This window comes from Photobacterium damselae (assembly GCF_003026815.1).
Classification (GTDB): domain Bacteria; phylum Pseudomonadota; class Gammaproteobacteria; order Enterobacterales; family Vibrionaceae; genus Photobacterium; species Photobacterium damselae.
This window is the reverse complement of record NZ_PYOG01000001.1, coordinates 288,979-313,376: the sequence shown is the minus strand read 5'-3', so window position 1 is coordinate 313,376 and position 24,398 is coordinate 288,979. Positions and strand designations below refer to the sequence as shown.

The 24,398-nt window shown below is 42.3% G+C and carries 21 protein-coding genes; 14 read left to right on the top strand and 7 right to left on the bottom strand.

The window, feature by feature from the left end; translation table 11 throughout:
* Window positions 1-7: 7 nt before the first annotated feature.
* The gene (gene nagB / locus CTN07_RS01400) at window positions 8-808 is read right to left on the bottom strand and encodes a glucosamine-6-phosphate deaminase (protein ID WP_005300234.1); all 801 of its coding nucleotides are present in this window, start codon (window positions 806-808) and stop codon (window positions 8-10) included.
* 256 nt (window positions 809-1,064) lie between these two features.
* Here nagB and nagE point away from each other — a divergent pair, with 256 nt between their 5' ends.
* The 3 genes from nagE (at window position 1,065) to glnS (ending at window position 7,270) form a co-directional block, all read left to right on the top strand.
* The gene (gene nagE / locus CTN07_RS01395; RefSeq protein WP_036764181.1) at window positions 1,065-2,534 is read left to right on the top strand and encodes an N-acetylglucosamine-specific PTS transporter subunit IIBC; all 1,470 of its coding nucleotides are present in this window, start codon (window positions 1,065-1,067) and stop codon (window positions 2,532-2,534) included.
* A 171-nt stretch (window positions 2,535-2,705) separates the two neighbouring features.
* On the top strand, window positions 2,706-5,369 hold the full coding sequence (locus CTN07_RS01390) for a beta-N-acetylhexosaminidase (RefSeq protein WP_005300229.1): 2,664 nt from the start codon (window positions 2,706-2,708) through the stop codon (window positions 5,367-5,369).
* Window positions 5,370-5,602: 233 nt separating this feature from the next.
* Entirely contained in the window at window positions 5,603-7,270 is a 1,668-nt protein-coding gene (glnS, locus tag CTN07_RS01385) for a glutamine--tRNA ligase (protein WP_005300227.1), read from the top strand.
* Window positions 7,271-7,555: 285 nt separating this feature from the next.
* On the opposite strand, the gene fur is transcribed toward glnS, so the two are convergent.
* Window positions 7,556-8,002 (bottom strand): ferric iron uptake transcriptional regulator, encoded by a 447-nt coding sequence (fur, locus tag CTN07_RS01380; protein WP_005300226.1) that lies wholly within the window; start codon window positions 8,000-8,002, stop codon window positions 7,556-7,558.
* A gap of 192 nt (window positions 8,003-8,194) precedes the next feature.
* Between fur and CTN07_RS01375 the strand changes: the two genes are divergently transcribed.
* The gene (locus CTN07_RS01375; RefSeq protein ID WP_036764178.1) at window positions 8,195-8,656 is read left to right on the top strand and encodes a DUF4442 domain-containing protein; all 462 of its coding nucleotides are present in this window, start codon (window positions 8,195-8,197) and stop codon (window positions 8,654-8,656) included.
* A gap of 115 nt (window positions 8,657-8,771) precedes the next feature.
* Here CTN07_RS01375 and fldA read toward each other — a convergent pair whose 3' ends face one another.
* The 3 genes from fldA to CTN07_RS01360 form a co-directional block, all read right to left on the bottom strand.
* Window positions 8,772-9,299, bottom strand: a complete 528-nt coding sequence (gene fldA / locus CTN07_RS01370) for a flavodoxin FldA (protein WP_005300225.1) — start codon at window positions 9,297-9,299, stop codon at window positions 8,772-8,774.
* Window positions 9,300-9,454: 155 nt separating this feature from the next.
* Window positions 9,455-9,676, bottom strand: a complete 222-nt coding sequence (locus CTN07_RS01365; RefSeq protein ID WP_036764176.1) for a DUF2788 domain-containing protein — start codon at window positions 9,674-9,676, stop codon at window positions 9,455-9,457.
* Between the two features lie 86 nt (window positions 9,677-9,762).
* Window positions 9,763-10,524 (bottom strand): alpha/beta fold hydrolase, encoded by a 762-nt coding sequence (locus tag CTN07_RS01360; protein WP_005300223.1) that lies wholly within the window; start codon window positions 10,522-10,524, stop codon window positions 9,763-9,765.
* A 102-nt stretch (window positions 10,525-10,626) separates the two neighbouring features.
* On the opposite strand from CTN07_RS01360, the gene seqA reads away from it, so the two are divergent.
* Together seqA and pgm are read left to right on the top strand one after the other, a co-directional pair.
* Window positions 10,627-11,172, top strand: coding sequence for a replication initiation negative regulator SeqA (gene seqA, locus CTN07_RS01355; RefSeq protein ID WP_036765106.1), 546 nt, complete (start codon window positions 10,627-10,629; stop codon window positions 11,170-11,172).
* 49 nt (window positions 11,173-11,221) lie between these two features.
* The gene (pgm, locus tag CTN07_RS01350; RefSeq protein WP_005300219.1) at window positions 11,222-12,868 is read left to right on the top strand and encodes a phosphoglucomutase (alpha-D-glucose-1,6-bisphosphate-dependent); all 1,647 of its coding nucleotides are present in this window, start codon (window positions 11,222-11,224) and stop codon (window positions 12,866-12,868) included.
* A 119-nt stretch (window positions 12,869-12,987) separates the two neighbouring features.
* Here pgm and CTN07_RS01345 read toward each other — a convergent pair whose 3' ends face one another.
* Window positions 12,988-13,776: a DUF1853 family protein gene (locus CTN07_RS01345; protein WP_036764174.1), complete on the bottom strand. Its 789-nt coding sequence runs from the start codon at window positions 13,774-13,776 to the stop codon at window positions 12,988-12,990.
* Window positions 13,777-13,895: 119 nt separating this feature from the next.
* Here CTN07_RS01345 and CTN07_RS01340 point away from each other — a divergent pair, with 119 nt between their 5' ends.
* Together CTN07_RS01340 and CTN07_RS01335 are read left to right on the top strand one after the other, a co-directional pair.
* On the top strand, window positions 13,896-14,102 hold the full coding sequence (locus CTN07_RS01340; RefSeq protein WP_036764172.1) for a DUF2517 family protein: 207 nt from the start codon (window positions 13,896-13,898) through the stop codon (window positions 14,100-14,102).
* A gap of 181 nt (window positions 14,103-14,283) precedes the next feature.
* On the top strand, window positions 14,284-15,042 hold the full coding sequence (locus tag CTN07_RS01335) for a Nif3-like dinuclear metal center hexameric protein (protein ID WP_005300216.1): 759 nt from the start codon (window positions 14,284-14,286) through the stop codon (window positions 15,040-15,042).
* Window positions 15,043-15,166: 124 nt separating this feature from the next.
* Here the strand turns inward: CTN07_RS01335 and CTN07_RS01330 are convergent, their stop codons facing one another.
* The gene (locus CTN07_RS01330) at window positions 15,167-16,456 is read right to left on the bottom strand and encodes a citrate synthase (RefSeq protein WP_005300214.1); all 1,290 of its coding nucleotides are present in this window, start codon (window positions 16,454-16,456) and stop codon (window positions 15,167-15,169) included.
* A 386-nt stretch (window positions 16,457-16,842) separates the two neighbouring features.
* On the opposite strand from CTN07_RS01330, the gene sdhC reads away from it, so the two are divergent.
* From sdhC to odhB, 6 genes are all read left to right on the top strand, one after another.
* A complete protein-coding gene (gene sdhC, locus CTN07_RS01325) occupies window positions 16,843-17,244 on the top strand; it encodes a succinate dehydrogenase cytochrome b556 subunit (protein ID WP_036764164.1) in 402 nt (133 codons plus the stop codon).
* Window positions 17,238-17,585: a succinate dehydrogenase, hydrophobic membrane anchor protein gene (sdhD, locus tag CTN07_RS01320; protein ID WP_036764162.1), complete on the top strand. Its 348-nt coding sequence runs from the start codon at window positions 17,238-17,240 to the stop codon at window positions 17,583-17,585. The genes sdhC and sdhD overlap by 7 nt, the downstream gene beginning before the upstream one ends.
* Entirely contained in the window at window positions 17,586-19,352 is a 1,767-nt protein-coding gene (gene sdhA / locus CTN07_RS01315) for a succinate dehydrogenase flavoprotein subunit (protein WP_036764160.1), read from the top strand.
* 14 nt (window positions 19,353-19,366) lie between these two features.
* On the top strand, window positions 19,367-20,077 hold the full coding sequence (locus CTN07_RS01310; RefSeq protein WP_005300210.1) for a succinate dehydrogenase iron-sulfur subunit: 711 nt from the start codon (window positions 19,367-19,369) through the stop codon (window positions 20,075-20,077).
* Window positions 20,078-20,228: 151 nt separating this feature from the next.
* Window positions 20,229-23,051, top strand: a complete 2,823-nt coding sequence (gene sucA / locus CTN07_RS01305) for a 2-oxoglutarate dehydrogenase E1 component (protein WP_005300208.1) — start codon at window positions 20,229-20,231, stop codon at window positions 23,049-23,051.
* 31 nt (window positions 23,052-23,082) lie between these two features.
* Complete coding sequence (gene odhB / locus CTN07_RS01300) at window positions 23,083-24,294, top strand: 2-oxoglutarate dehydrogenase complex dihydrolipoyllysine-residue succinyltransferase (protein ID WP_107183669.1); 1,212 nt, start codon at window positions 23,083-23,085, stop codon at window positions 24,292-24,294.
* Window positions 24,295-24,398 lie beyond the last annotated feature (104 nt).

Sequence of the window (24,398 nt, the reverse complement as noted above, 5' to 3'; positions counted from 1 at the left end):
TTTATTTTTACATGTGGTTAATGTTTTCAGCTTCTAGCTCTTGGAAATATTTAACCGTTTTAACTTTAAGTTCTTGAGTTGCAGGCTCATCACATACAATCAGTGATTTTGGATGCAGCTGTAGAGCTGAGATAGTCCATAGGTGGTTAACACAACCTTCAACAGCAGCTTCTAGTGCTTGTGCTTTGTTGTGACCTGTAACCAAAATCATGATCTCTTCAGAATCAAGCAGTGTACCCACACCAATAGTTAGAGAGTATTTAGGTACTTGATTAATATCGCCATCGAAGAAACGAGAGTTAGCGATACGAGTATCATGAGTTAATGTTTTGATACGAGTTCGAGAAGATAGAGACGATGCCGGCTCGTTAAATGCGATATGACCGTCGTTACCTACGCCACCCATGAATAGGTTGATTCTACCGTAAGATTTGATTTTGTCTTCATAACGTTGACATTCAGCAACATGATCCGCTGCATTACCATCAAGAAGATTGATATTTTCTTCTTGAATATCAATATGATTGAAGAAGTTGTTGTACATAAAGCTACGGTATGATTCTGGGTGATCAGAAGGCATGCCTACGTACTCGTCCATGTTGAAAGTAACAACATGCTTGAAACTTACTTCGCCCGCTTCATAAAGCTCAATAAGACGTTTGTAAGTCGCTAGTGGTGTACCACCAGTCGGTAGACCTAGTACAAATGGACGCTCAGCTGTTGGCTGGAATTTATTAATACGATCAGCAATATAGCGAGCAGACCACAAACCTACATCTTTTGCGTTATCTAGCGGGATAAGTCTCACGGTGACACCTCATACAGAATAATTAAAACAGGGAAATCATAGCGGCATATCGCCTTTGTTTCGAATGATAAAATAAGTTTTATGATCGAGCTAGCAAAATCGCTCAGATATTGCCAACTCTGGTGATAAAGATCACAAATGAGGACGTTTTAATTTGCGGGGCGAAATTAAATTCTTAAACTGCAAATGACTTAATCGGATAGCAAAAAAAAGTTATCAAATATCGAATCTAAGAAAACCATAGGGGGAACTAAGGGTGAACATTCTTGGATATTTTCAAAAAGTAGGTAAGGCGCTAATGGTGCCAGTAGCAGTACTTCCAGCTGCTGCGATCTTAATGGGTATTGGTTACTGGATTGACCCAACAGGTTGGGGTTCAAACAGTGCAATCGCTGCGTTCTTAATTAAAGCTGGTGCGGCAATTATCGACAACATGTCGGTACTGTTCGCTGTCGGTGTTGCTTACGGTATGTCAAAAGATAAAGACGGTGCAGCTGCACTTTCTGGTTTCGTTGGCTTCCTAGTGGTAACAACGCTTCTAGCTCCTGGCGCAGTAGCACAGATTCAGGGTATCGACCCAAGTGCAGTACCTGCGGCATTCTCTAAAATTAACAACCAGTTTGTTGGTATCCTAGTTGGTATCGTATCGGCTGAACTTTACAACCGTTTCTCTGATGTTCAATTGCACAAAGCATTGGCATTCTTCAGCGGTAAGCGTTTAGTTCCAATCCTAACTTCGGTTGCAGGTATTGTGATTGCTGGCGTACTGATGTTTGTATGGCCTTCTATCTACGGTGGTCTAGTACACTTTGGTGAAACTATCCAAGGTATGGGCTCTGTTGGTGCTGGTATCTACGCATTCTTTAACCGTCTACTTATCCCTGTTGGTCTACACCACGCACTAAACTCTGTATTCTGGTTTGACGTTGCAGGTATTAACGATATTCCTAACTTCCTAAGCGGTAAAGGTGTTCCTGGCGTAACAGGTATGTACCAAGCTGGTTTCTTCCCTGTGATGATGTTCGGTCTACCAGGTGCGGCTCTAGCTATGTACCACACAGCTAAGCTTAAGAACAAAGAGCGTGTAGCATCTCTACTTCTAGCTGCTGGTTTTGCATCATTCTTCACAGGTGTTACAGAGCCTCTAGAATTTGCATTCATGTTCCTTGCACCAGTACTTTACGTAATTCACGCAGTACTAACTGGTCTATCTGTTTACATTGCAGCATCAATGCAGTGGATTGCAGGCTTCGGTTTCTCTGCAGGTCTAGTTGATATGGTTCTATCAAGCCGTAACCCATTAGCGGTACAGTGGTACATACTAATTATCCAAGGCATCGGCTTCTTCTGTATCTACTACGCAGTATTCCGTTTCGCTATCGTTAAGTTCAACCTTAAGACTCCAGGTCGTGAAGATGACGAAGCTGAAGAGACTTCAGGAGCAGCGGCGGCAGAAACTGGTGAACTAGCTAAGCAATACATCAAAGCTCTTGGTGGTCGCGACAACCTAGAAAACATCGATGCTTGTATCACACGTCTACGTTTGACTCTTAAAGATTCAAGCCTAGCAGATGAGAAAACGCTAAAAGCATTAGGTGCGATGGGTGTAGTTAAACTAGGTACTAACAACCTACAGGTTATCCTAGGCCCTCTAGCTGAAATCGTTGCTGGTGAGATGAAGAAAGTCTCTCCTGCAGAAGACCTATCTTCTGTAAAACTACCTTAATTACTTAAGTTCTTTAAGTAACAAACTGTAACACCGTAAAACTTTAATAAACCGGCCTCTCTCATAATTTCTTAAGTGAAATGAGAGGCCGGGATTTTGAGTACCTTATTTTCAGTACTCGGTTTAGATTTCCCTAAATTATTAGGGGCTCGGGAGACAAGGAAACATATCATGACTCTAAAATTATCTGCGTTAGCTTCTGTTATCGCTCTTGCGGTAACTGGATGTGCTTCACAAGGAACAAATGATCAAGCTGTAGTTAATAACCTAGCGAATAATCTAGAAGTTAATTACAAGGTAGTAACGAACCACGGTGCTGACAATGGTCTACAATGTCAAAACCTAGGCGCAGAATGGGCTTCTTGTGACCTAATTAACCTTACTCTTGTTAATAATGGCCCAGAAGTAACAAGTAAAGATTGGAAAATCTATTTCCACAGCATCCGCCAAATTCTGGATGTACAAAACGATCAATTTAAGATCACTCACGTAACTGGTGACCTACATACACTAGAGCCAACCGAGAAATTCGATGGTTTTGCTGAAGGTGAAACGGTTGTGATCCCATACGTGGGTGAGTACTGGACTCTGTTTGAAAATGACTACATGCCACGCGCTTATGTTGCAGCAGGCAAAGCAGAGCCAAAAACAATTAAAAGTACTGACACTGAAAATCCAGCAGATTACTTAAGCCCAATTGATGGTGATAATTGGAAACGTGTACCTGCTGATAACAACACGCTAGCTACAGCGCAGTCTCGTTTTGATAAAAATAACGATGTACAGCTACTTGCTAAAGAAGAAATTGCAGGCACTATCGTTCCAACTCCATTGAGCACTAAGCTAACGGGTAAAACGGTATCACTAACAAATGGTATTGCGATTGATAACTCGGCGTTATCTGGCGATATGCTAAATGCAGTAAAAGCACGTTTAACCATGCTTGGTGTGAACAGTAACGGTTCATACCCAGTTAAAGTAGAATTAGCACCTAAGCACTTTGCAAAAGCAAACCAAGTATCTGGCGCATATCAATTAGATGTTACGCCAAAAGGAGCCACTATCCTTGGTTTTGATAAAGAGGGTGCGTTCTACGGTATGCAATCTCTGATGTCTCTAATGAGCACTGGTACACAAAACGAAATTCCTACTCTAAAAGTTGTGGATGCACCTCGTTTTGATTACCGTGGCATCATGGTTGATGTAGGCCGTAACTTCCACAGTAAAGAAGCGATTCTTCGTACTCTGGATCAGATGGCTGCCTACAAGATGAACAAACTTCACATGCACTTATCTGATGATGAAGGTTGGCGTCTAGAAATTCCTGGTCTTCCTGAGCTAACCGATATTGGTGCGAAGCGCTGTCATGATCTTTCTGAAACATCGTGTTTGCTTCCTCAGTTAGGTTCTGGTCCTGAAGCAAATAACTTCGGTTCTGGCTTCTACAGCAAGCAAGATTACCTAGATATCTTGAAATATGCGAAAGCTCGCGGTATCGAAGTGATTCCTGAAATCGATATGCCAGCACACGCTCGTGCCGCTGTTGTGGCAATGGAAGCGCGTTATAACCGTTTAGCGGCTGATGGCGATATGGAAGCGGCGAACGAGTACCGTTTGATGGATCCTCAAGATACTTCAAATGTAACAACGGTTCAGTTCTACGATAAGCGCAGCTTTATCAACCCATGTATGGATTCATCGATGAACTTCGTGAACAAGGTGATTTCAGAAGTGGCTGCGATGCACCAAGAAGCAGGTATGCCTCTAACAACATGGCACTTTGGTGGTGACGAAGCGAAAAATATCAAGCAAGGCGCAGGTTTCCAAGATCTTAACGCTGGCAATAAGGTGGCATGGAAAGGCAACATCGATATGTCTGCTGAAAACAAGCCATTTGAAAAATCACCAATGTGTAAGAAGCTAGTGGACAGCGGTGAAGTAGCTGATTATGCACACTTACCAAGCCACTTTGCTGAGAAAGTAAGTGAAGTTGTTAATAATAAAGGCATTCCAAACTTCCAAGCATGGCAGGATGGCCTGAAGTATTCGAAAGATTCTTCAGCGTTTGCAACAGATAAAGTACGCGTTAACTTCTGGGATGTATTGTACTGGGGTGGTACAGCATCTGCTTACGATTGGGCTGATAAAGGTTATGACGTAATCGTATCTAACCCAGACTACGTATATATGGATATGCCATACGAAGTGGATCCTCAAGAGAAGGGCTACTACTGGGCAACACGTGCGACTGATACTCGTAAGATGTTTGGTTTTGCGCCAGAAAACTTACCACAAAACGCAGAAACTTCTTTAGACCGTGATGGCAATGGTTTCTCGGGTAAAGGTACGACTGAATCGAAAGGTTTCTACGGTCTATCGGCTCAGCTATGGAGTGAAACAGTACGTACTGATGACCAGTATGAGTACATGGTATTCCCTCGCGTACTTGCAGCTGCAGAGCGTGCATGGCACGAAGCTAGCTGGGAAAATGAATACAAGACAGGCGTTGAATATTCACAAAAGAGTAATTTAGTGAATAAGAAAGCGCTAAATAACGATTGGGCTCGTTTTGCCAACGTACTGGGTCAACGTGAATTGGCTAAATTGGATGCTGCTGGTATTCAATACCGTGTACCAGTACCTGGTGCAAAAGTTATTGATGGTAAGCTAAACATGAACGTGAGCATGCCAGGTCTTAAGCTTCAGTATTCAACAGATGCTGGTAAGACTTGGGTAACTTACTACAATGAAGTGAAACCAACAGTAACTGGTAAAGTTGAAGTTCGCGCAGTAAGTGCTGATGGTAAACGAACTAGCCGAGTTGTGAGCCTATAAGATTCCCCCTAATGCTAGATTTTTCTATGAGTCAATATGGGAAAAAATAGCAAAAACTATCGTGCGGAAATGTTTTTCCGCACGAATTCCAGAATCTGATATGATTAAACCTCGCATTTGCGAGGTTTTTTTGTTCATATCGCAAAACAATGCACACTATTTGTTGAGTCGTGAGTCATATTTGTGGATCATAGGCTGAATTAAAAATCCTGTAAGCACACGAGGTATTATTGATGAGTGGAACTGAAGCTCGTCCAACTAACTTTATCCGCCAAATTATCGATGCGGATTTAGCAAGTGGCAAACATACAAGCGTTCATACCCGATTCCCACCAGAGCCAAATGGTTATCTGCATATCGGTCATGCTAAATCTATTTGTTTGAACTTCGGTATCGCTCAGGACTATCAGGGTCAATGTAACTTACGTTTCGACGATACAAACCCTGAGAAAGAAGACATCGAATACGTTGAGTCTATTAAGAACGATGTTAACTGGTTGGGCTTTCAGTGGAGCGGTGAGATTTGCTATTCATCGAACTACTTCGATAAGCTACACGGGTTTGCTATTGAATTAATTAATAAAGGCTTAGCGTATGTTGATGAGCTAAGTCCTGAGCAGATGCGCGAATACCGCGGTACACTTACCGAGCCTGGTAAGCACAGCCCATACCGCGATCGTAGCGTAGAAGAGAACCTTGAACTATTTGCCAAAATGAAAAATGGTGAAGTAGAAGAAGGTAAAATGTGTCTTCGTGCGAAGATCGATATGGCATCTCCATTTATGGTTATGCGCGATCCTGTTCTATACCGTGTTCGTTTTGCAACACACCATCAGACAGGTGATAAGTGGTGCATTTACCCAATGTACGACTTTACTCACTGTATTTCTGATGCGTTAGAAGGCATTACTCACTCTATCTGTACGCTAGAGTTTATGGATAACCGTCGTCTATACGATTGGGTTCTAGAGAACATTACTATCGACTGTACCCCTCATCAGTATGAGTTCAGTCGTCTAAATCTAGAATACACAGTGATGTCAAAGCGTAAACTAAACCAGCTTGTAACCGATAAATTGGTTAATGGTTGGGATGACCCTCGTATGCCAACTATTTCAGGCCTACGTCGTCGTGGTTATACTGCTGGCTCTATTCGTGAGTTCTGTAAGCGAATTGGTGTGACTAAGCAAGATAACACCATTGAGATGAGCTCTCTTGAAGCGTGTATCCGTGAAGATCTAAACGAAAATGCACCACGTGCAATGGCTGTATTAGATCCAGTTAAAATTGTTATCGAAAACTTCGATGGCGAAGCTGAGACTCTAAACATTGCAAACCATCCAAATAAACCTGAGATGGGTAGCCGTGAAGTGCCATTTACTCGTGAAGTTTACATTGAGCGTGAAGACTTCCGTGAAGAAGCAAACAAGAAGTACAAGCGTCTAGTTCTTGGTAAAGAAGTACGTCTTCGCGGTGCTTATGTGATTAAAGCTGAGCGCGTAGAGAAAGACGAAGCAGGTAATATCACTACTATCTACTGTACTTATGATAATGAGACTTTAGGTAAGAACCCTGCTGATGGTCGCAAAGTAAAAGGTGTAATTCACTGGGTATCTGCAGATCAATCTGTACCTGCTGAAATTCGTCTATACGACCGTCTATTTACCGTACCAAATCCTGGTGCTGCAGAAGATTTTGTCTCTGTAATTAACTCAGAATCTCTAACTGTGATGAATGGTTTTGTTGAGCCAGCTCTTGTTAATGCACAAGCAGAACAAGCATACCAGTTTGAACGTCTAGGTTACTTCTGTGCAGATAGCAAAGATTCAAGTGCAGATAAGCTAGTATTTAACCGTACTGTAGGCTTACGTGATACTTGGGCTAAAATTGCTGACGAGTAATCGTTTATCACTTAAGTGAGCATAAATTATGAAGGTGGGGCTTTGGCTTCACCTTTTTTTTGTGCTCAAAACTTGTTGATACTTAAAATCTAGGATTTGACAACAATAATTAGATTGGTCGGTACTGTTATTAGAGGTGCTAGCCGCAATAAGAGTTAGGACTGTGGATAGATAATAAAAAACCAGCCGATAATTAGGCTGGTCCTTGAGGTGAGTCTACTTTCTTTCTGACTATGTTGAGCGCATAGCTTTTGGCTTTAGTTATTGAATTATGAAAGCAGTAGATTATTTCTGATCGTGCAGGCTCTCGTCTTTACAGCAATCACCGTTTGCACAGTGGCCGTATAGATACAGGCTATGATTAGTCAAGTCGACATTGTATTGTGCTGCGATCTCTTTCTGACGACGCTCAATAAGCTCATCAGAGAATTCAATTACTTTGCCACAATCTAAACAAACAAGGTGATCATGATGGTGTTGTGTTGCTAGTTCGAACACAGATTTACCACCTTCAAAATGATGGCGAGTCACAATGCCAGCATCATCAAATTGGTTCAAAACACGGTATACGGTCGCTAAACCAATTTCTTCGCCGATATCAATCAGCTTTTTGTAAAGGTCTTCCGCACTAATGTGTTGACACTCTGGTTGTTGAAGAACTTCTAAGATCTTCAAACGAGGTAGTGTAATTTTCAAGCCTGCTTGCTTAAGCGCGTGATTATTATCTGACATTCGAGTTTCCTATGGGCTAGCTGCGAAATAGAAGCAGTAGTCTTTCTCATTAATGTTTATTATAAGTGACCATAAGATAACATTAAACCTCAAAAAGCAACTAATCTGTGTTCTGGGTAGATTTTCTGAAGTTTGCTTAATTGTTATCAGGATGTATCATGTTTTACATTGTGCGACAGGGAGTGGATCACAATGAATTACTATAAACCCAGCATCGTAAAACTGGCTTTAAATCTATGGCCACCATTTTGGGGCTCAGGCATTAAGATAGTCGCAATCAGTGATGATTTCCGCTCTGTTAAGATGAAACTTAAATTGCGCTGGTGGAATAAAAATGCCAATCGTTCTCAGTATGGTGGAAGTATATTTTCCCTAACGGATCCTGTCTATTCGCTTATGCTTATGGGTATCTTAGGCCCTAACTATTACGTTTGGGATAAACAGGCCGATATTAATTTTATCCGCCCAGGCTGTAGTGATCTGTTTGCTGACTTTGTTATTTCTGATAGCTGTGTTGAAGCAATAAAAAGGGCTACAGAGCAGGGTGATAAATATTTCCCTGAGTTTGTGGTTCATGTTCATAATGCCACAGGTGAAGTGGTTTCGACGGTTAAACGAACGCTGTATGTCCGTAAGAAGCCTGAACATCGGTAGATCAAAATGGATATGGATAGAGTAGATGTTGGCGAAGTGCGTTGTATCAAGAAGAATTGATAATAAAAAAGCGCACTGATTTGCTCTAGTGCGCTTGGTTTGAGAATGGATAATATTAGTCCATTAACTCAGATAGACACATTTCGTCCATTAGCTGATTAACCCACTGGGTCACACGCTGTTCAGTCAGTTCAGGTTGACGGTCTTCATCAACACATAGACCAACAAAGTGGTTATCATCAACCAGTGCTTTTGAAGCTTCAAACTCAAAGCCTTCTGTTGAGAAGTTACCTACTACTGTTGCGCCACGGCCTTCTACGATTTCACGGATAGTGCCCATCGCATCACAGAAGTACTCTGCGTAATCTTCTTGGTCGCCACAGCCAAAGATAGCAACAAGCTTAGTTGAGAAGTCGATTTGCTCTAGTTCTGGGAAGAAGTCATCCCAGTCACATTGAGCTTCACCGTAGTACCAAGTTGGGATACCAAGAATAAGCAGATCAAAGTTATCGATGTCTTCTTTGCTGCTTTTCGCAATATCTTTAACCTCAACCAGTTTGTCACTTAGTTGCTTCTGGATCATTTTAGCAACAGCTTCAGTATTACCTGTGTCGCTACCGAAGAAGAGTCCTACACTCGCCATAGTAAAGATTACCTGTATTGTTGTAGTTTAACCGTACACAAAAGACGGCTGAATTCAATGTTGTACCAATGATAATCGTTTCTGCTGCACAAACTGAATACTTTTTGCTGGCAGCAGATCCTTTTGTCGTTTGATTGCTCATTGTTCGAGCAATTTTAGCCAAGGCCAGATCCTTCCCAACTAAGTTGAATAATCCCTTTGGAGATAAATCCCGCACATCCTAAAAATAGCACTAACCAGACAATACGGCGGCCAAAAGGGGGAACCTTGCCTTGCTTTAAAACATCCTTAATTGCCATACCTATAAAAAAGAAAATAGCGGCAAATAAGAGGTCTAATCCGATTGATTCGAGTAAATCCATGTACTCATAAAGCATAACGAATCCTTACGCAGCTCGAATGGGATCACTATATCATAGAGTTGCAGATCAATTCACGGCCTCTTACTTGTCTTTCTTGTTCGTTATTTTTGCAAAAACTGCTCAATTACCCGATTGACGGTCTCAGGTTTTTCCGCATGAAGCCAGTGTCCAGTATTTGCAACCAAATGGGCTTTGGCGTTCGGAAACTGTCTCATAATAGCCTCTCGATAATCTGGTGTGATGTATTCGGAGTCTTGCCCTTTCATAAATAACGTTTTACCCGTAAATGGAGGAATGTCGTGCCAACCCATAATAGTTTGATAATTTGCAATTAGGCCTTCAACATTAAAACGCCATTGATAGCCATTCTCTGTTTTTGTGAGAGATTTGAGCAGAAATTGACGAACACCGGGATCTTGAACATGAAGCGCTAAATACTGTTCTGCTTCTTTTCGATTCAAGATTATGTGTCTACTGACTTCGCGTAAACCAGCAAAGACATTTTGGTGGCGATGTTCACTATACGCAACAGGAGCAATATCAAGAACAATCAAATGATCAATGCGATCAGATGCCAATTCTGTAAGCGACATGGCGACTTTTCCACCCATTGAATGTCCGATTACTGCAAAATGATCGATTGATAATTCATCGATCACATCGAGTACATCTTGCGCCATTTGCTGATAAGTAAACTGATCACTATGAGGCGATAAACCGTGATTGCGTAGATCAACGTTAATCACTTTATATTTATCTTTCAATGCTCTAGAAATTAAACCTAAGTTATCGCCACTGCCAAATAAACCGTGGATCAAAATGATCGGATAACCATCCCCAATTGCGTGGTAATGTAACTTCACTGACAATTTTCTCTTATTTGTTATGGTATTTACCGTAGAGTATAACCTCGGATCAGGTTATAATCGCATGAGATTTTAAACGGAACGATAATGAAGACAACGATGAAAACTATTGAGGTAGACGAAGAGCTATACCGTTTTATTGCGAGTCAAACTCAACATATCGGTGAAAGTGCATCTGATATCTTACGTCGCTTGCTTATGATGCCTGATACTCAGTACCAGCCACAACCTGAAGTGGTTATGCCTGTACGCCCTCGTGGTATTGTAGTAAGCAAAGACGCAGGAAATGAACCCCAGTTAGATCGTGTAAAAGAAATGCGATCACTACTGATTTCTGATGAATTTGCCGCACAGGAAAAGGCCATTGGTCGCTTTATGTTGATTCTGTCGTCCCTTTATCGAATCGATTCTAAAGGTTTTACAGAAGCGGCAGCCATCAAAGGTCGTACTCGTATTTATTTTGCTGAAGATGAAGCAACATTACTGGCGAGTGGTAAAACTACAAAACCAAAAGCTATTGCTGGCACACCATTTTGGGTGATCACCAATACTAATACCGACCGTAAACGCCAGATGATTGACCAACTCATGGTTAAAATGGGCTTTGCTCAAGACATCGTTGATAAAGTTTGCGGCGAGATTTAATGGGGGCTTTTAGCCCTCCTTTTTTATTTCACAAGGACTCGTTAATTATATGGCTATTCATGATCGAGCAGGTCAGCGCGCACAACAAAGTGATTTGATTAATATCCCTGCGTTAGTTGCAAACTACTTTCTGATTGAACCAAGTGCTGATAATGCAGCACAAAAAGTAGAATTTGGTACTTCGGGCCACCGTGGTACAGCCAATAAAGGAACATTCAACCAACACCATATTTGGGCAATCGCTCAAGCGGTAGCAGAGGTTCGTCAAGCACATGGCGTGACAGGTCCTCTTTTCTTAGGTAAAGATACTCACGCATTATCTGAACCTGCATTTATCTCTACCCTTGAAGTACTGGTTGCTAATGGCGTTAAGGTTATTGTTCAGAAAGACAATGGCTACACGCCAACACCGGGTGTATCTCATTCCATTCTATGTCACAACAAAGCATCGGCAGAAAAAGCCGATGGTATTGTTATTACACCTTCTCATAACCCACCTCAAGATGGCGGTATTAAATATAACCCTGTTCATGGTGGTCCTGCTGAAGGCGAATTGACAACGGCGATTGAATCACGAGCAAACGAAATTATTGCTAGTGGTATGCAAGCTGTGAAGCGTATTGCTATTGAACAAGCGTTAGCCAGTGATCTAGTAGAAGAGCGTGATTTGGTTACGCCTTATGTTGAAGATCTTGTCAATGTAGTTGATATGGCTGCAATTCAAAATGCGAACTTAACCATTGGTGTGGATCCTCTAGGTGGTTCGGGCATTGAATACTGGCGCGAAATTGCAAAATACTACAATCTAAACATCACGTTAGTCGATGAGTCGATTGATCCATCATTCCGTTTTATGTCATTAGACAAAGACGGTGTGATTCGTATGGACTGTTCATCTCCATATGCGATGGCAGGTTTGCTTGAGTACAAAGACAAGTACGATCTTGCTTTTGGTAACGACCCTGATTATGACCGTCACGGTATTGTAACACCAGCCGGTTTAATGAATCCAAACCACTATTTGGCAGTGTGTATTGATTACCTATACCGTCATCGTGCTCAGTGGGCTGATGGTGTCGCTGTTGGTAAAACATTGGTATCAAGTGCGTTGATTGACCGTGTGGTTGCAGATCTTGGTCGTAGTTTATGTGAAGTACCAGTAGGCTTTAAGTGGTTTGTTGATGGATTGTACTCTGGTGAACTTGGCTTTGGTGGAGAAGAGAGTGCCGGGGCATCGTTCCTACGTATGGATGGTACACCTTGGTCAACAGATAAAGACGGTATTTTACTGTGCCTATTAGCTGCTGAAATCACAGCGGTAACAGGTAAGAACCCACAGCAATACTATGAAGAATTAGCGGCTAAACACGGCGCTTCTGAGTATAGCCGTCTGCAAGCTGTAGCAAACAAACAACAAAAAGCGGTATTGAGCAAGCTATCACCAGAAATGGTTGCGGCTGAAACCTTAGCTGGAGACGTAATTACTGCGCGTTTAACTCACGCTCCTGGTAATGGCGCTGCTATTGGTGGCCTAAAAGTGACGACTGAAAATGGTTGGTTTGCAGCTCGCCCATCAGGTACTGAAGATATCTACAAAATCTACTGTGAAAGCTTTAAAGGTAAAGAGCACCTAGCTCTTATCGAAAAAGAAGCACAAGAGATTGTTAGCAAGGTATTTACTGACGCAGGTCTTTAATTTGCCGTAATCTTAGGTAAAAGATATCTATTTAATACCCCAGTAGTTAAGAGCTGCTGGGGTATTTTTTTATAACTGTTGCAACAGACAGCCTTGTAGTTGAATAAACAAATATCACACTATGGTTTTGAGTTTGGCCAGTATGAGGGCATAACAAACCAAACTTGATTGTGTTCATCTATCGCCTGAGTTGGATGGGTGAGTGCGTTATGGTTGCTTTGAGGTTTTAGATCTTGATATCGCGGAGGTGAAAGCCACTCTGATTTATCAAAAAAGCGTAAATGAGCAGGAGCATGTTCGGCAAAACACCAGAGCCCTTTGGCACAATTAGGGTTGATATCCGGTGCTTTGATTTGCGCTGATTCTGAGGTAAAGAGTCGACCTTGCATAATAAGACGCTTAACCTCTGGTTGCCCAAATTGAGTTTGCCATTGCTGTTGATAAGCCGATTGTTCAGTCAGTAGCAATTGGTGAGATACCATTCGTGCTGTTTTTTTCTCTAGCTGATCATTCGCATTTGGACCGAGCCACTGTGCTTTATGTTGTAGATAAAATTTAATAGCCACTTCCCAATGCTCAATTTGCTGGGTTTGTTTTTCTCGAACTAGAAAATCGATAGCTCCAAGTGTCTGTTTATCTTGATATATCTGAACTTCTTCGGCAATAAGTTCATATTGAGGGTGAGCCAAGATGAATTGACGCCACAACCATTGATAATAAAACCCCAGTCTCCGATTACCTCCGTATCTACTCCATGTCGGTTTTACTGCTGTTTGGAAAAAATGCTTTAGCCATTGGTTATCAACATAATTGACGTGATCTGATAACAGAGAGGGGAGCGCCATTACTGCTCGAATGTCCGTATCGAACTTCTGAATTGAATTTTCAATATTGTTTATTAATGACATTATTTCATTCTCGTAAAGAATTTTTGCACAGATAGGTGCTATTTTCAGCAAAAATCTGTAGTAATAATACACGTATTCCATTACAGTAATTAGAGGTTAGACCAGTTGAGGGGAATACAATGTTTACGCCATTTTCTATTGTGAATATTATTTTACGCCGAATTTTTGTTCTTGTTGCAGGTATTGTTTCATTTCCTGTAATGGCGTGCCTTTCTCATTCTCGACGCTCTCGATTCTATAGTTATTTGCACCGTTATTGGGTAAAAACCAGTACGAAGCCTGTGTGGTTAAAATTATCAGAGCATGGCGCAAGTGAGTTTTACTAATATCGACTACCAGTTATAACGGTTATGGCCACATCTATCTTGAAGTTACTTGGGTATATTGACGTTACTTGAGTATAAATGTGGCTTTATCTTTTTGCTTGGATGGTTTGTCTTAGTTGATACTGTATTTTATTGTGCAAACCAGTATGATTAATCTGTTACTTAATATTTAGGATTGATCATGAATAACATCCAATTAGAACGTCTACTGAATGATTTCCTTTCTCCTCAATTAATTAATGATTACTGCCCAAATGGTCTTCAAGTCGAAGGCAAGTCAGAAATTAAAAAGATTGTTACAGGCGTTACTGCTTGTCAGGAATTGATCGATCTAGCGATTGCAGAAAATGCCGATGCTTTATTGGTCCATCATGGTTTTTTCTGGAAAGGTGAGCCTGCTCATCTTCGTGGTATGAAGTATCACCGAATCAAAGCACTGATTGAAAATGGTATCAATCTATACGCGTATCATTTACCCCTCGATGTACATCCGCAAGTTGGTAATAACGTTAAGTTAGCTCAATTACTTGGCATTGATATTATTGGTGGTTTAGAGCAGGGAAATCCACGCTCAATTGCACTTTATGGCGAATTAGAACAACCGCTTGAAGCCAGTGAATTTGCCGCTCGTATTGCGATGACATTACAGCGTGAGCCACTTTATATTAGTGGTAACCAATCACAATTAATTAAAACGGTTGGGTGGTGTACTGGTGGTGGTCAAGACTATATTGAACTGGCGGCCTCACAAGGAATAGATGCTTTTATCTCTGGTGAAGTATCAGAACGTACAACTCATACGGCTCGTGAAATGGGTATTGATTACTTTGCCGCAGGCCACCATGCCACTGAGCGTTATGGTGTGAAAGCTCTGGGTGAGTGGCTGGCGCAAGAGCATGGTTTTGATGTTCAGTTTATTGATGTGAATAATCCAGTGTAATAATTAACGGAAAAAGCCTAAGAAATTATCCAGTTCTTAGGCTTTGCTTTTCTATTTATTTAGAGCTAGCTGTAATCTTTCGCTACTCGCTACTCGCTACTCGCTACTCGCTACTCGCTACTCGCTACTCACGTTCATGCATTGGACTAAACTCACGTTGATCTTCACCGGTATAAAGCTGACGAGGTCGGCCGATACGGTTGGTTGGATCGCCATGCATTTCATTCCAATGAGCAATCCAGCCAATGGTGCGTGACATTGCAAAAATAACCGTAAACATAGAAACTGGAATACCAATGGCTTTTAGAATAATACCTGAGTAGAAATCAACATTTGGATACAGTTTTTTCTCTACAAAGTATTCATCGGAAAGCGCAATACGCTCAAGCTCCATCGCCACATCCAGTAGTGGATCATCAATATTAAGCTCATTGAGTACATCATGACACGCTTCACGCATTACTGTCGCTCGTGGGTCGTAATTCTTGTAAACACGATGACCAAAGCCCATTAAGCGGAATGGATCATCTTTATCTTTAGCGCGCTCAATAAATTCTGGAATATTATCTACGCTACCAATTTCTTCTAACATCTTGAGACAGGCTTCATTTGCCCCACCATGAGCAGGTCCCCAAAGAGATGCAATACCTGCGGCAATACAAGCAAACGGGTTTGCACCAGATGAGCCGGCTAGACGTACCGTTGAAGTGGATGCGTTTTGTTCATGATCGGCGTGAAGAATAAAGATTTTATCTAACGCACGGCCAACCACAGGGCTAACTTCATATTCCTCACACGGTGTTGCAAACATCATATGTAAAAAGTTTTCGGCGTAATCAAGATCATTACGCGGATAGATAAACGGTTGACCGATTGAGTACTTGTAACACATTGCCGCCAAGGTTGGCATTTTTGATAGGAGGCGGAATGCTGTGACTTCTCGGTGGTAGTCGTTATTGATATCTAAGGCATCGTGATAGAAGGCAGCTAAAGCGCCAACCACACCACACATAACGGCCATTGGGTGGGCGTCACGTCTAAAACCATGGAAGAAACTAGCAATTTGCTCATGCACCATCGTATGACGAGTTACCGTAGTTCGGAACTTTTCGTATTCTGCTCGTGTAGGGACTTCACCGTATATCAAAATGTAGCAGACTTCTAAATAGTCAGCATGATTGGCAAGCTGATCAATTGGAAAGCCGCGGTGTAGCAAAATACCGTTGTCGCCATCGATATATGTAATTTGAGATTCACATGAGGCAGTAGCTAGAAAACCTGGGTCAAATGTAAAATAACCGTTAGCACCTAATGTTCGAACGTCAATAACAGCAGGACCTTGAGTTCCCTCAATAATCGGCAGTTCAATTGGTGCCTGCCCTTCAATATGAAGAGTAGCTTTCTTATCTGCCATAACAATCTCCTTTGCTTTTTATAATCCTAAATCCACACGGATGTACATTTGTTGTACCGCTGAGAGAGCTAATTGTCAATTTTTGTGCGTCTATGTGTGCGCTTGTTTATAAGTTTTAACTTTTAAGTGAGTTTTATTGTGAAATGTGTTTGATGTCATGTAACGAGAATTGTTTTTAAATGTTACAGATTGTATACTCGCGGTAGATCTCTGGTAAGCTCAAGCCAGAGCAAGTAACCTAAGTTTTCAACAAAATAAGTAACTTAGGCCAGCAAGATATTTCTGTTTTCATTAAAGAATACCTTGTTTAGGTTGCATTTTTGTTACTCTTATGTTTTCGGCTCAGGCGTTCATTCCAGAGGTTTTTTATTACTATAAAAAGCTCAATGGAGCTGAGTGAGCAGAAAGTGAAAGTAAAGAAAGTCAGACCTGTCAACCTCGACCTACAGACGATCCGTTTTCCTATAACGGCCATCGCCTCTATATTGCATCGTGTTAGTGGTGTAATAACCTTTGTTGCCATCGCTATTTTGCTGTGGCTACTCAATGTTTCGTTATCTTCTCCAGCCGGATTTACTTCAGCAAGCCAGATAGTTGATGGTTTTTTGATGAAATTTGTTCTGTGGGGAATTCTTACTGCGCTGTTTTATCACCTTGTGCTAGGTATTCGTCATCTTGTGATGGATATGGGATTTGGTGAAGAAATGTCTGCGGGAATTGCCAGTGCAAAAGTTGGCTTTGCAGTAACAGCTGTCTTGTCATTAATTGCAGTGGTGATTGTATGGTAAGTAAAGTTTCAAGTTTTGGCCGTAACGGCGTACATGATTTTATATTAGTCCGTGCAACTGCCTTGATATTAACCCTCTACACACTGTATCTAGTTGGATTTTTGTTATTTGGTCCTCCCATTACCTATGCTGTTTGGCTCGAATTTTGGGGCGCTTTATCAACAAAAGTTTTCACTATGCTCGCTCTCTTTGCCATTTTAATTCATGGCTGGATTGGGATCTGGCAAGTATTGACTGACTACATTAAACCTGCCGGATTAAGAGCTGGGTTGCAGTTTTTTGTGATTGCTCTACTGCTGGTGTATCTGTTTTCTGGATTTTTTATTGTGTGGGGTGTGTAAGTGAGTATCTCAGTTCGTGAATTTGATGCTGTTGTGATTGGTGCTGGGGGAGCGGGTATGCGAGCAGCCCTTCAGATATCAGAGCAAGGTTTAAAGTGCGCTTTATTATCAAAAGTGTTTCCGACACGTTCTCATACCGTTTCAGCTCAAGGCGGGATCACTGTTGCATTAGGAAACTCTCATCCTGATAACTGGCAATGGCATATGTACGATACGGTAAAAGGTTCTGATTACATTGGTGATCAAAATGCCATTGAGTATATGTGTTTAAATGGGCCCAAATCAGTCATTGAGCTTGAGAAGATGGGGCTACCATTTTCTCGTTTTGATAATGGGACTATTTATCAACGTCCATTTGGTGGCCAATCCAAAGAGTTTGGCGGTGAGCAAGCAGCTCGTACAGCGGCAGCCGCGGATCGTACCGGCCACGCCTTACTTCATACCTTGTATCAGCAAAATATTAAACATAAGACAACGATTTTTTCAGAATGGTATGCGCTTGATCTGGTTAAAAATCAAGATGGTGCCATTTTAGGCTGTACTGCTCTTTGTATGGAAACCGGTGAGATTTGCTATTTCAAATCAAAGGCCACCATTTTAGCAACTGGAGGCGCGGGACGTATTTACGCTTCAACAACCAATGCTCATATTAATACAGGTGACGGTGTTGGTATGGCATTGCGAGCCGGTGTCCCTATGCAGGATATGGAAATGTGGCAATTTCACCCAACCGGTATCGCAGGGGCTGGAGTGTTAGTTACAGAAGGCTGTCGCGGTGAGGGTGGTTACCTGCTCAATAAAGATGGTGAACGCTTTATGGAGCGTTATGCTCCCAATGCAAAAGATCTTGCCGGTCGTGATGTTGTCGCCCGTTCTATGATGGTTGAAATTCGAGAAGGTCGAGGCTGTGATGGCCCATGGGGACCGCATATTAAGTTGAAACTCGATCACTTAGGTAAAGAAGTTTTGGAGTCGCGTTTACCCGGTATTTGTGAATTATCGCGAACCTTTGCGCATGTTGATCCAGTTAAAGAGCCGATTCCTGTGATTCCTACTTGTCACTATATGATGGGAGGCGTTCCGACCCAAGTATCAGGACAAGCCATTAAGCAAAATGTATCAGGGCAAGATGTTGACGTTCAAGGCTTATTTGCTTGTGGTGAAATCGCATCAGTCTCGGTTCATGGCGCGAATCGATTAGGTGGTAACTCACTACTTGATTTGGTGGTGTTTGGTCGTGCAACAGGGCTGCATTTAGGCGAAACCTTGCTGGCTCAAACAGAAGCTCGCCCAGCTACCGACTCAGATATTGAAGCATCGTTAAGTCGATTAAACCGTTGGAATCGGACCCAACAAGGTGAGGACCCTGTTCAGATTCGCAAAGATCTGCAAACGTGCATGCAAAATAGCTTCTCTGTTTTTAGAGAAGGGGATGCTATGGCTGAAGGGCTCAAAGAGTTAAAACAGATCAGAGAACGCTTAAACGAAGCTCGTCTTGATGATACATCGACTGAATTTAATACTCAGCGAATTGAATGCTTAGAATTAGACAACTTGATGGAAACAGCAATGGCTACCGCTGTGGCTGCAAATTACCGAACAGAAAGTCGAGGAGCTCATGCTCGTTTTGATTTCCCTGAGCGTGATGATGAAAATTGGCTCTGTCATACCATTTATAATCCTGAGACTGAATCGATGTCTCAGCGCGCAGTAAATATGACGCCAATTCACCGTGAAGCATTTCCACCAAAAGTACGTTCATATTAAGGGAGGGCAGAGAGATGAAACTGAATTTTTCTATCTATCGTTACAACCCTGATATTGATGATGCGCCGCATATGAAAGGTTACACACTGGATGTACCAGAAGGAACCGATATGATGGTGCTTGATGCATTAATTCTATTAAAAGAGCAGGACCCGAGTATCGCCTTTCGACGCTCGTGCCGAGAAGGGGTTTGTGGTTCTGACGGCATCAATATGAACGGAAAGAATGGGCTTGCTTGCATTACGCCACTGTCGACTTTAATGACGCAAAGTACAATTGTTATTCGCCCGTTACCTGGATTGCCGGTTATTCGAGACTTAATTATTGATATGGAACAGTTTTACAGTAATTATGCCAAAGTTAAACCGTTTCTAATGAATGAGGGGATCCCTCCTGCTCGAGAGCATTTGCAATCTCCAGAAGAACGGGCGCATTTAGATGGATTGTACGAATGCATTATGTGTGCATGTTGCTCAACATCTTGCCCTTCTTTTTGGTGGAATCCTGATAAATTTATTGGTCCTGCGGGATTATTGGCAGCATATCGCTGGTTAATCGATAGTCGAGATACAGCAACCGATGAAAGATTATCGGAATTGGATGATGCGTTTAGCGTTTTTCGTTGCCATGGCATAATGAACTGTGTAAATGTTTGTCCTAAGGGATTAAACCCCACAAAAGCGATAGGTCACATAAAATCTATGCTGTTAAAGAGAGCAGTATAGGGTTTAGAAATATTATGGCATGATAGTGATATGATTTTTGCCAATCATATTGAAAGATAAGAATTATCGATATGCTGGCCTGCAACAGATGGTCAGCTTTTATCTCGGCACAGACCGAGGCGTTGCGATAACTAGTGGTTAAGGGAAAACAATGCAGAATGGCGTGATGAAGGCCTGGTTGGAGTCTTCTCATTTAGCTGGCGCCAATGCGGCTTATGTAGAAGATCTCTACGAGTTGTATCTTAGCGATCCAGAGTTAGTCGATGAACAGTGGCGAAATGTGTTTGATGCGCTACCTGTTGTTAATCAAACAACGGTAGAACAACCACACTCCCGCGTTCGAGACTACTTCCGTCGACTTGCTAAAGAAACAACTTTTTTAAGTACTACCGTGACAGATCCGGATGAAGATGCGAAACAGGTAAAAGTGTTGCAGTTAATCAACGCATACCGTTTCCGTGGACATCAACACGCAAACCTCGATCCATTAGGATTGTGGCAACAAGAGCGTGTGCCTGATCTTGCTCCTGAGTTTCATAATTTAACGGAAGAAGATTTCGATCAAAGTTTCAATGTGGGTTCCTTTGCCGTTGGTCAGGAAACCATGAAGCTTTCTGAAATCTATGAAGCGCTAAAACAGACCTATTGTGGTTCCATTGGTGCCGAGTACATGCATATTACTGATACAGAAGAAAAACGTTGGATTCAACAGCGTTTGGAATCTGTGTTGGGGCATGATGAGTTCAGTCAAGATGAGCAAAAGTGTTTTCTTGAAGAATTGACCGCCGCTGAAGGCTTGGAGCGTTACCTTGGCGCTAAATTCCCAGGAGCTAAACGTTTCTCGCTTGAAGGTGGGGATGCTCTAATCCCAATGGTGAAAGAGTTGATTCGCCATGCGGGAAGCCAAGGTGTTCGAGAAGTTGTTGTTGGTATGGCCCACCGTGGTCGACTCAATATGTTGGTTAACGTGTTGGGTAAAAAACCGCAGGACTTATTTGACGAATTTGCAGGTAAGCATGGTGAAAGCTGGGGTACCGGTGATGTGAAATACCACCAAGGTTTCTCGGCTGATTTTGCAACGCCTGGTGGTGATGTTCACTTAGCTTTGGCATTTAACCCATCTCACCTTGAAATTGTAAACCCTGTGGTTGTAGGGTCAGTTCGTGCTCGTCAAGACCGCCTAGGGGATCATCAAGGTAGTAAAGTATTACCAATTACTATTCACGGCGATTCTGCGATTGCAGGTCAAGGTGTGGTTGCTGAAACCTTCAATATGTCACAAGCTCGTGGTTATCGAGTGGGTGGTACAGTTCGTATTGTGGTGAATAACCAAATCGGTTTTACAACATCAAATCCGCACGATACGCGTTCAACTGAATATTGTACCGATATTGCCAAGATGGTTCAGGCTCCAATCTTCCATGTAAATGCCGATGATCCTGAAGCCGTTGCTTTTGTTACACGCTTAGCATTTGATTTCCGTCATGAGTTCAAACGCGATGTCGTGATTGATTTGGTTTGTTATCGCCGTCATGGTCATAATGAAGCAGATGAGCCAAATGCAACTCAGCCACTGATGTACCAGAAGATCAAAAAACATCCAACGCCGCGTAAGCTTTATGCCGATTACTTAACTGAGCAAGGTGTATTTGGTTTAGATACCGCAACCGAACTGGTTAATGAGTATCGTGATGCGCTTGACCGCGGTGAATGTGTGGTGAAAGAGTGGCGACCAATGAAGCTGCAATCGGTGGATTGGGCTCCTTATTTAGGCCACGATTGGACCACTGAGTGGAATAGCAAAGTTGATATTAAGCGATTAACCGATTTAGGGACTCGTTTATGTCAGTATCCTGAAAGCCATAAATTGCATAGCCGTGTTGATAAGCTTTATAACGATCGCCTAGCAATGATTGCGGGTGAAAAGGCTGTTGATTGGGGCATGGCAGAAACCTTAGCTTATGCCACCTTAGTTGATGATGGGCGTCGAGTTCGTATTACTGGTCAAGATTCTGGTCGTGGTACTTTCTTCCATCGTCATTCGGTTCTGCATAATCAAAATGATGCCAGTATCTACGTACCATTAGCGCATTTACATGATAAGCAAGGTGCATTTGAAGTATTCGATTCGGTGTTATCAGAAGAATCCGTACTTGCCTTTGAGTATGGCTATGCGACGACAGAACCTCGTGGTTTGACTATTTGGGAAGCGCAGTTTGGTGACTTTGCCAATGGTGCGCAGGTCGTCATTGATCAGTTTATTAGCTCAGGTGAGCAGAAGTGGGGTCGTATGTGCGGCTTAACCATGCTGTTACCTCATGGCTATGAAGGTCAAGGTCCGGAACACTCATCTGCTCGTTTAGAACGCTATTTACAGCTGTGTGCTGAGCAAAATATGCAAGTGATGGTGCCATCGACACCGGCTCAGGTTTATCACATGCTACGTCAGCAAGTACTTCGCCCAATGCGTCGTCCGCTGATTGTTATGTCGCCTAAATCGTTATTGCGTCATCCATTGTGTATTTCGACTATGGATGAACTTGCTAATGGCACATTCCAAGCAGCTATTGATGAGGTGGATGCATTGGATCCAACTCAAGTAAAACGTGTCGTCTTTTGTTCAGGTAAAGTGTATTACGATCTGCTAGAGCAACGTCGTAAGAACGAACAGACGGATGTTGCAATCATTCGTATTGAGCAGCTATATCCTTTCCCATTGGAGTTAGTGAGAGAGCTTTTGGCTCCTTATGCTCATGTAACCGATTATGTTTGGTGCCAAGAAGAGCCACAAAACCAAGGTGCGTGGTACTGTAGCCAACATAACTTTTATGCCGCAATTCCGGCTGGCGCTAAACTGACTTATGCGGGACGTCCTGCATCTGCATCGCCTGCAGTAGGTTATATGTCGGTACACTTAAAACAACAGAAAGCGCTAGTTGAAGATGCGTTAACTGTCGAACAAAAAGAGCTTTAGTAAGAGCTGGAACAAAAAGGACAATCACGATATGACAATCGAAATTCTGGTTCCCGATTTACCTGAATCTGTAGCAGATGCAACGGTAGCCACTTGGCATAAAAAACCTGGTGATATGGTTGAGCGCGATGAGGTTCTAGTTGATATCGAAACGGACAAAGTTGTACTAGAAGTACCAGCGCCTGAAAGTGGTGTACTTGAAGCAATTATTGAAGATGAAGGTACAACCGTATTAACAAAACAACTTATTGGTCGCTTAAAAGTTAACGCAGTAGCGGGTGAGCCAACAGTTGATGTGCCTGCAGGTGCTGAAGCGTCACCAAATAAACGTAATACAGCGGCATTAAGCGAAGAAAATAGTGAAGCGTTAAGTCCCGCAGTACGTCGTCTACTTGCCGAGCATAACCTTGAAGCAAAACAAGTTCCAGGTACTGGTGTCGGTGGACGAATTACGCGAGAAGATGTTGATAACTATTTGAAAAATAAGCAGCCAGTTGCTGTAGTGAATACGACGGTAGAAGTAAAAGAAGCACCTCTATCGCATCGTAGTGAAAAGCGCGTACCAATGACTCGTCTGCGTAAACGTGTTGCTGAGCGTCTGCTTGAAGCTAAAAATAGTACGGCGATGTTAACGACATTTAATGAAGTTAACATGAAGCCAATTATGAATATTCGCAAACAGTACAAAGATGTGTTTGAAGAGCGTCATGGTATTCGTTTAGGTTTCATGTCTTTCTATGTTAAAGCGGTTGTGGAAGCGCTTAAACGTTATCCAGAAGTGAATGCATCTATTGATGGTGATGATATTGTTTATCACAACTTCTTTGATGTTAGCATTGCGGTTTCAACCCCTCGCGGCTTAGTGACACCAGTGCTTCGTGACTGCGATAAATTGAGCTTGGCTGAAATTGAGAAGGGCATTCGAGATCTTGCGATTAAAGGTCGCGATGGCAAACTGACAGTGGATGAGCTCACTGGTGGTAACTTTACCGTTACTAACGGTGGTGTGTTTGGTTCATTAATGTCAACGCCAATTATCAACCCACCACAAGCGGCTATTTTGGGTATGCATAAAATCCAAGATCGTCCAATGGCGGTTGATGGTAAAGTAGAAATACTGCCAATGATGTATTTGGCACTGTCTTATGATCATCGTTTGGTTGATGGTCGTGAGTCGGTCGGTTTCTTAGTAACAATTAAAGAACTGCTTGAGGATCCGACGCGTCTACTCCTTGATGTTTAACGGATAAAATAAAGCCAAACGCATGCTCACGTTTGGCTTTTTTCTAGCAGAGAATGACGAAGGTGTACCAAAAGAGTACGCTATATGGAAATAACGAGTCTCCC

Coding starts and splice junctions, on each gene's coding strand:
- CTN07_RS01390 (WP_005300229.1), top strand. CDS start 2,706: ATGACTCTAAAATTATCTGCGTTAGCTTCTGTTATCGCTCTTGCGGTA.
- glnS (WP_005300227.1), top strand. CDS start 5,603: ATGAGTGGAACTGAAGCTCGTCCAACTAACTTTATCCGCCAAATTATC.
- fur (WP_005300226.1), bottom strand. CDS start 8,002: ATGTCAGATAATAATCACGCGCTTAAGCAAGCAGGCTTGAAAATTACA.
- CTN07_RS01375 (WP_036764178.1), top strand. CDS start 8,195: ATGAATTACTATAAACCCAGCATCGTAAAACTGGCTTTAAATCTATGG.
- fldA (WP_005300225.1), bottom strand. CDS start 9,299: ATGGCGAGTGTAGGACTCTTCTTCGGTAGCGACACAGGTAATACTGAA.
- CTN07_RS01365 (WP_036764176.1), bottom strand. CDS start 9,676: ATGCTTTATGAGTACATGGATTTACTCGAATCAATCGGATTAGACCTC.
- seqA (WP_036765106.1), top strand. CDS start 10,627: ATGAAAACTATTGAGGTAGACGAAGAGCTATACCGTTTTATTGCGAGT.
- pgm (WP_005300219.1), top strand. CDS start 11,222: ATGGCTATTCATGATCGAGCAGGTCAGCGCGCACAACAAAGTGATTTG.
- CTN07_RS01345 (WP_036764174.1), bottom strand. CDS start 13,776: ATGTCATTAATAAACAATATTGAAAATTCAATTCAGAAGTTCGATACG.
- CTN07_RS01340 (WP_036764172.1), top strand. CDS start 13,896: ATGTTTACGCCATTTTCTATTGTGAATATTATTTTACGCCGAATTTTT.
- CTN07_RS01335 (WP_005300216.1), top strand. CDS start 14,284: ATGAATAACATCCAATTAGAACGTCTACTGAATGATTTCCTTTCTCCT.
- CTN07_RS01330 (WP_005300214.1), bottom strand. CDS start 16,456: ATGGCAGATAAGAAAGCTACTCTTCATATTGAAGGGCAGGCACCAATT.
- sdhC (WP_036764164.1), top strand. CDS start 16,843: ATGGAGCTGAGTGAGCAGAAAGTGAAAGTAAAGAAAGTCAGACCTGTC.
- sdhD (WP_036764162.1), top strand. CDS start 17,238: ATGGTAAGTAAAGTTTCAAGTTTTGGCCGTAACGGCGTACATGATTTT.
- CTN07_RS01310 (WP_005300210.1), top strand. CDS start 19,367: ATGAAACTGAATTTTTCTATCTATCGTTACAACCCTGATATTGATGAT.
- sucA (WP_005300208.1), top strand. CDS start 20,229: ATGCAGAATGGCGTGATGAAGGCCTGGTTGGAGTCTTCTCATTTAGCT.
- odhB (WP_107183669.1), top strand. CDS start 23,083: ATGACAATCGAAATTCTGGTTCCCGATTTACCTGAATCTGTAGCAGAT.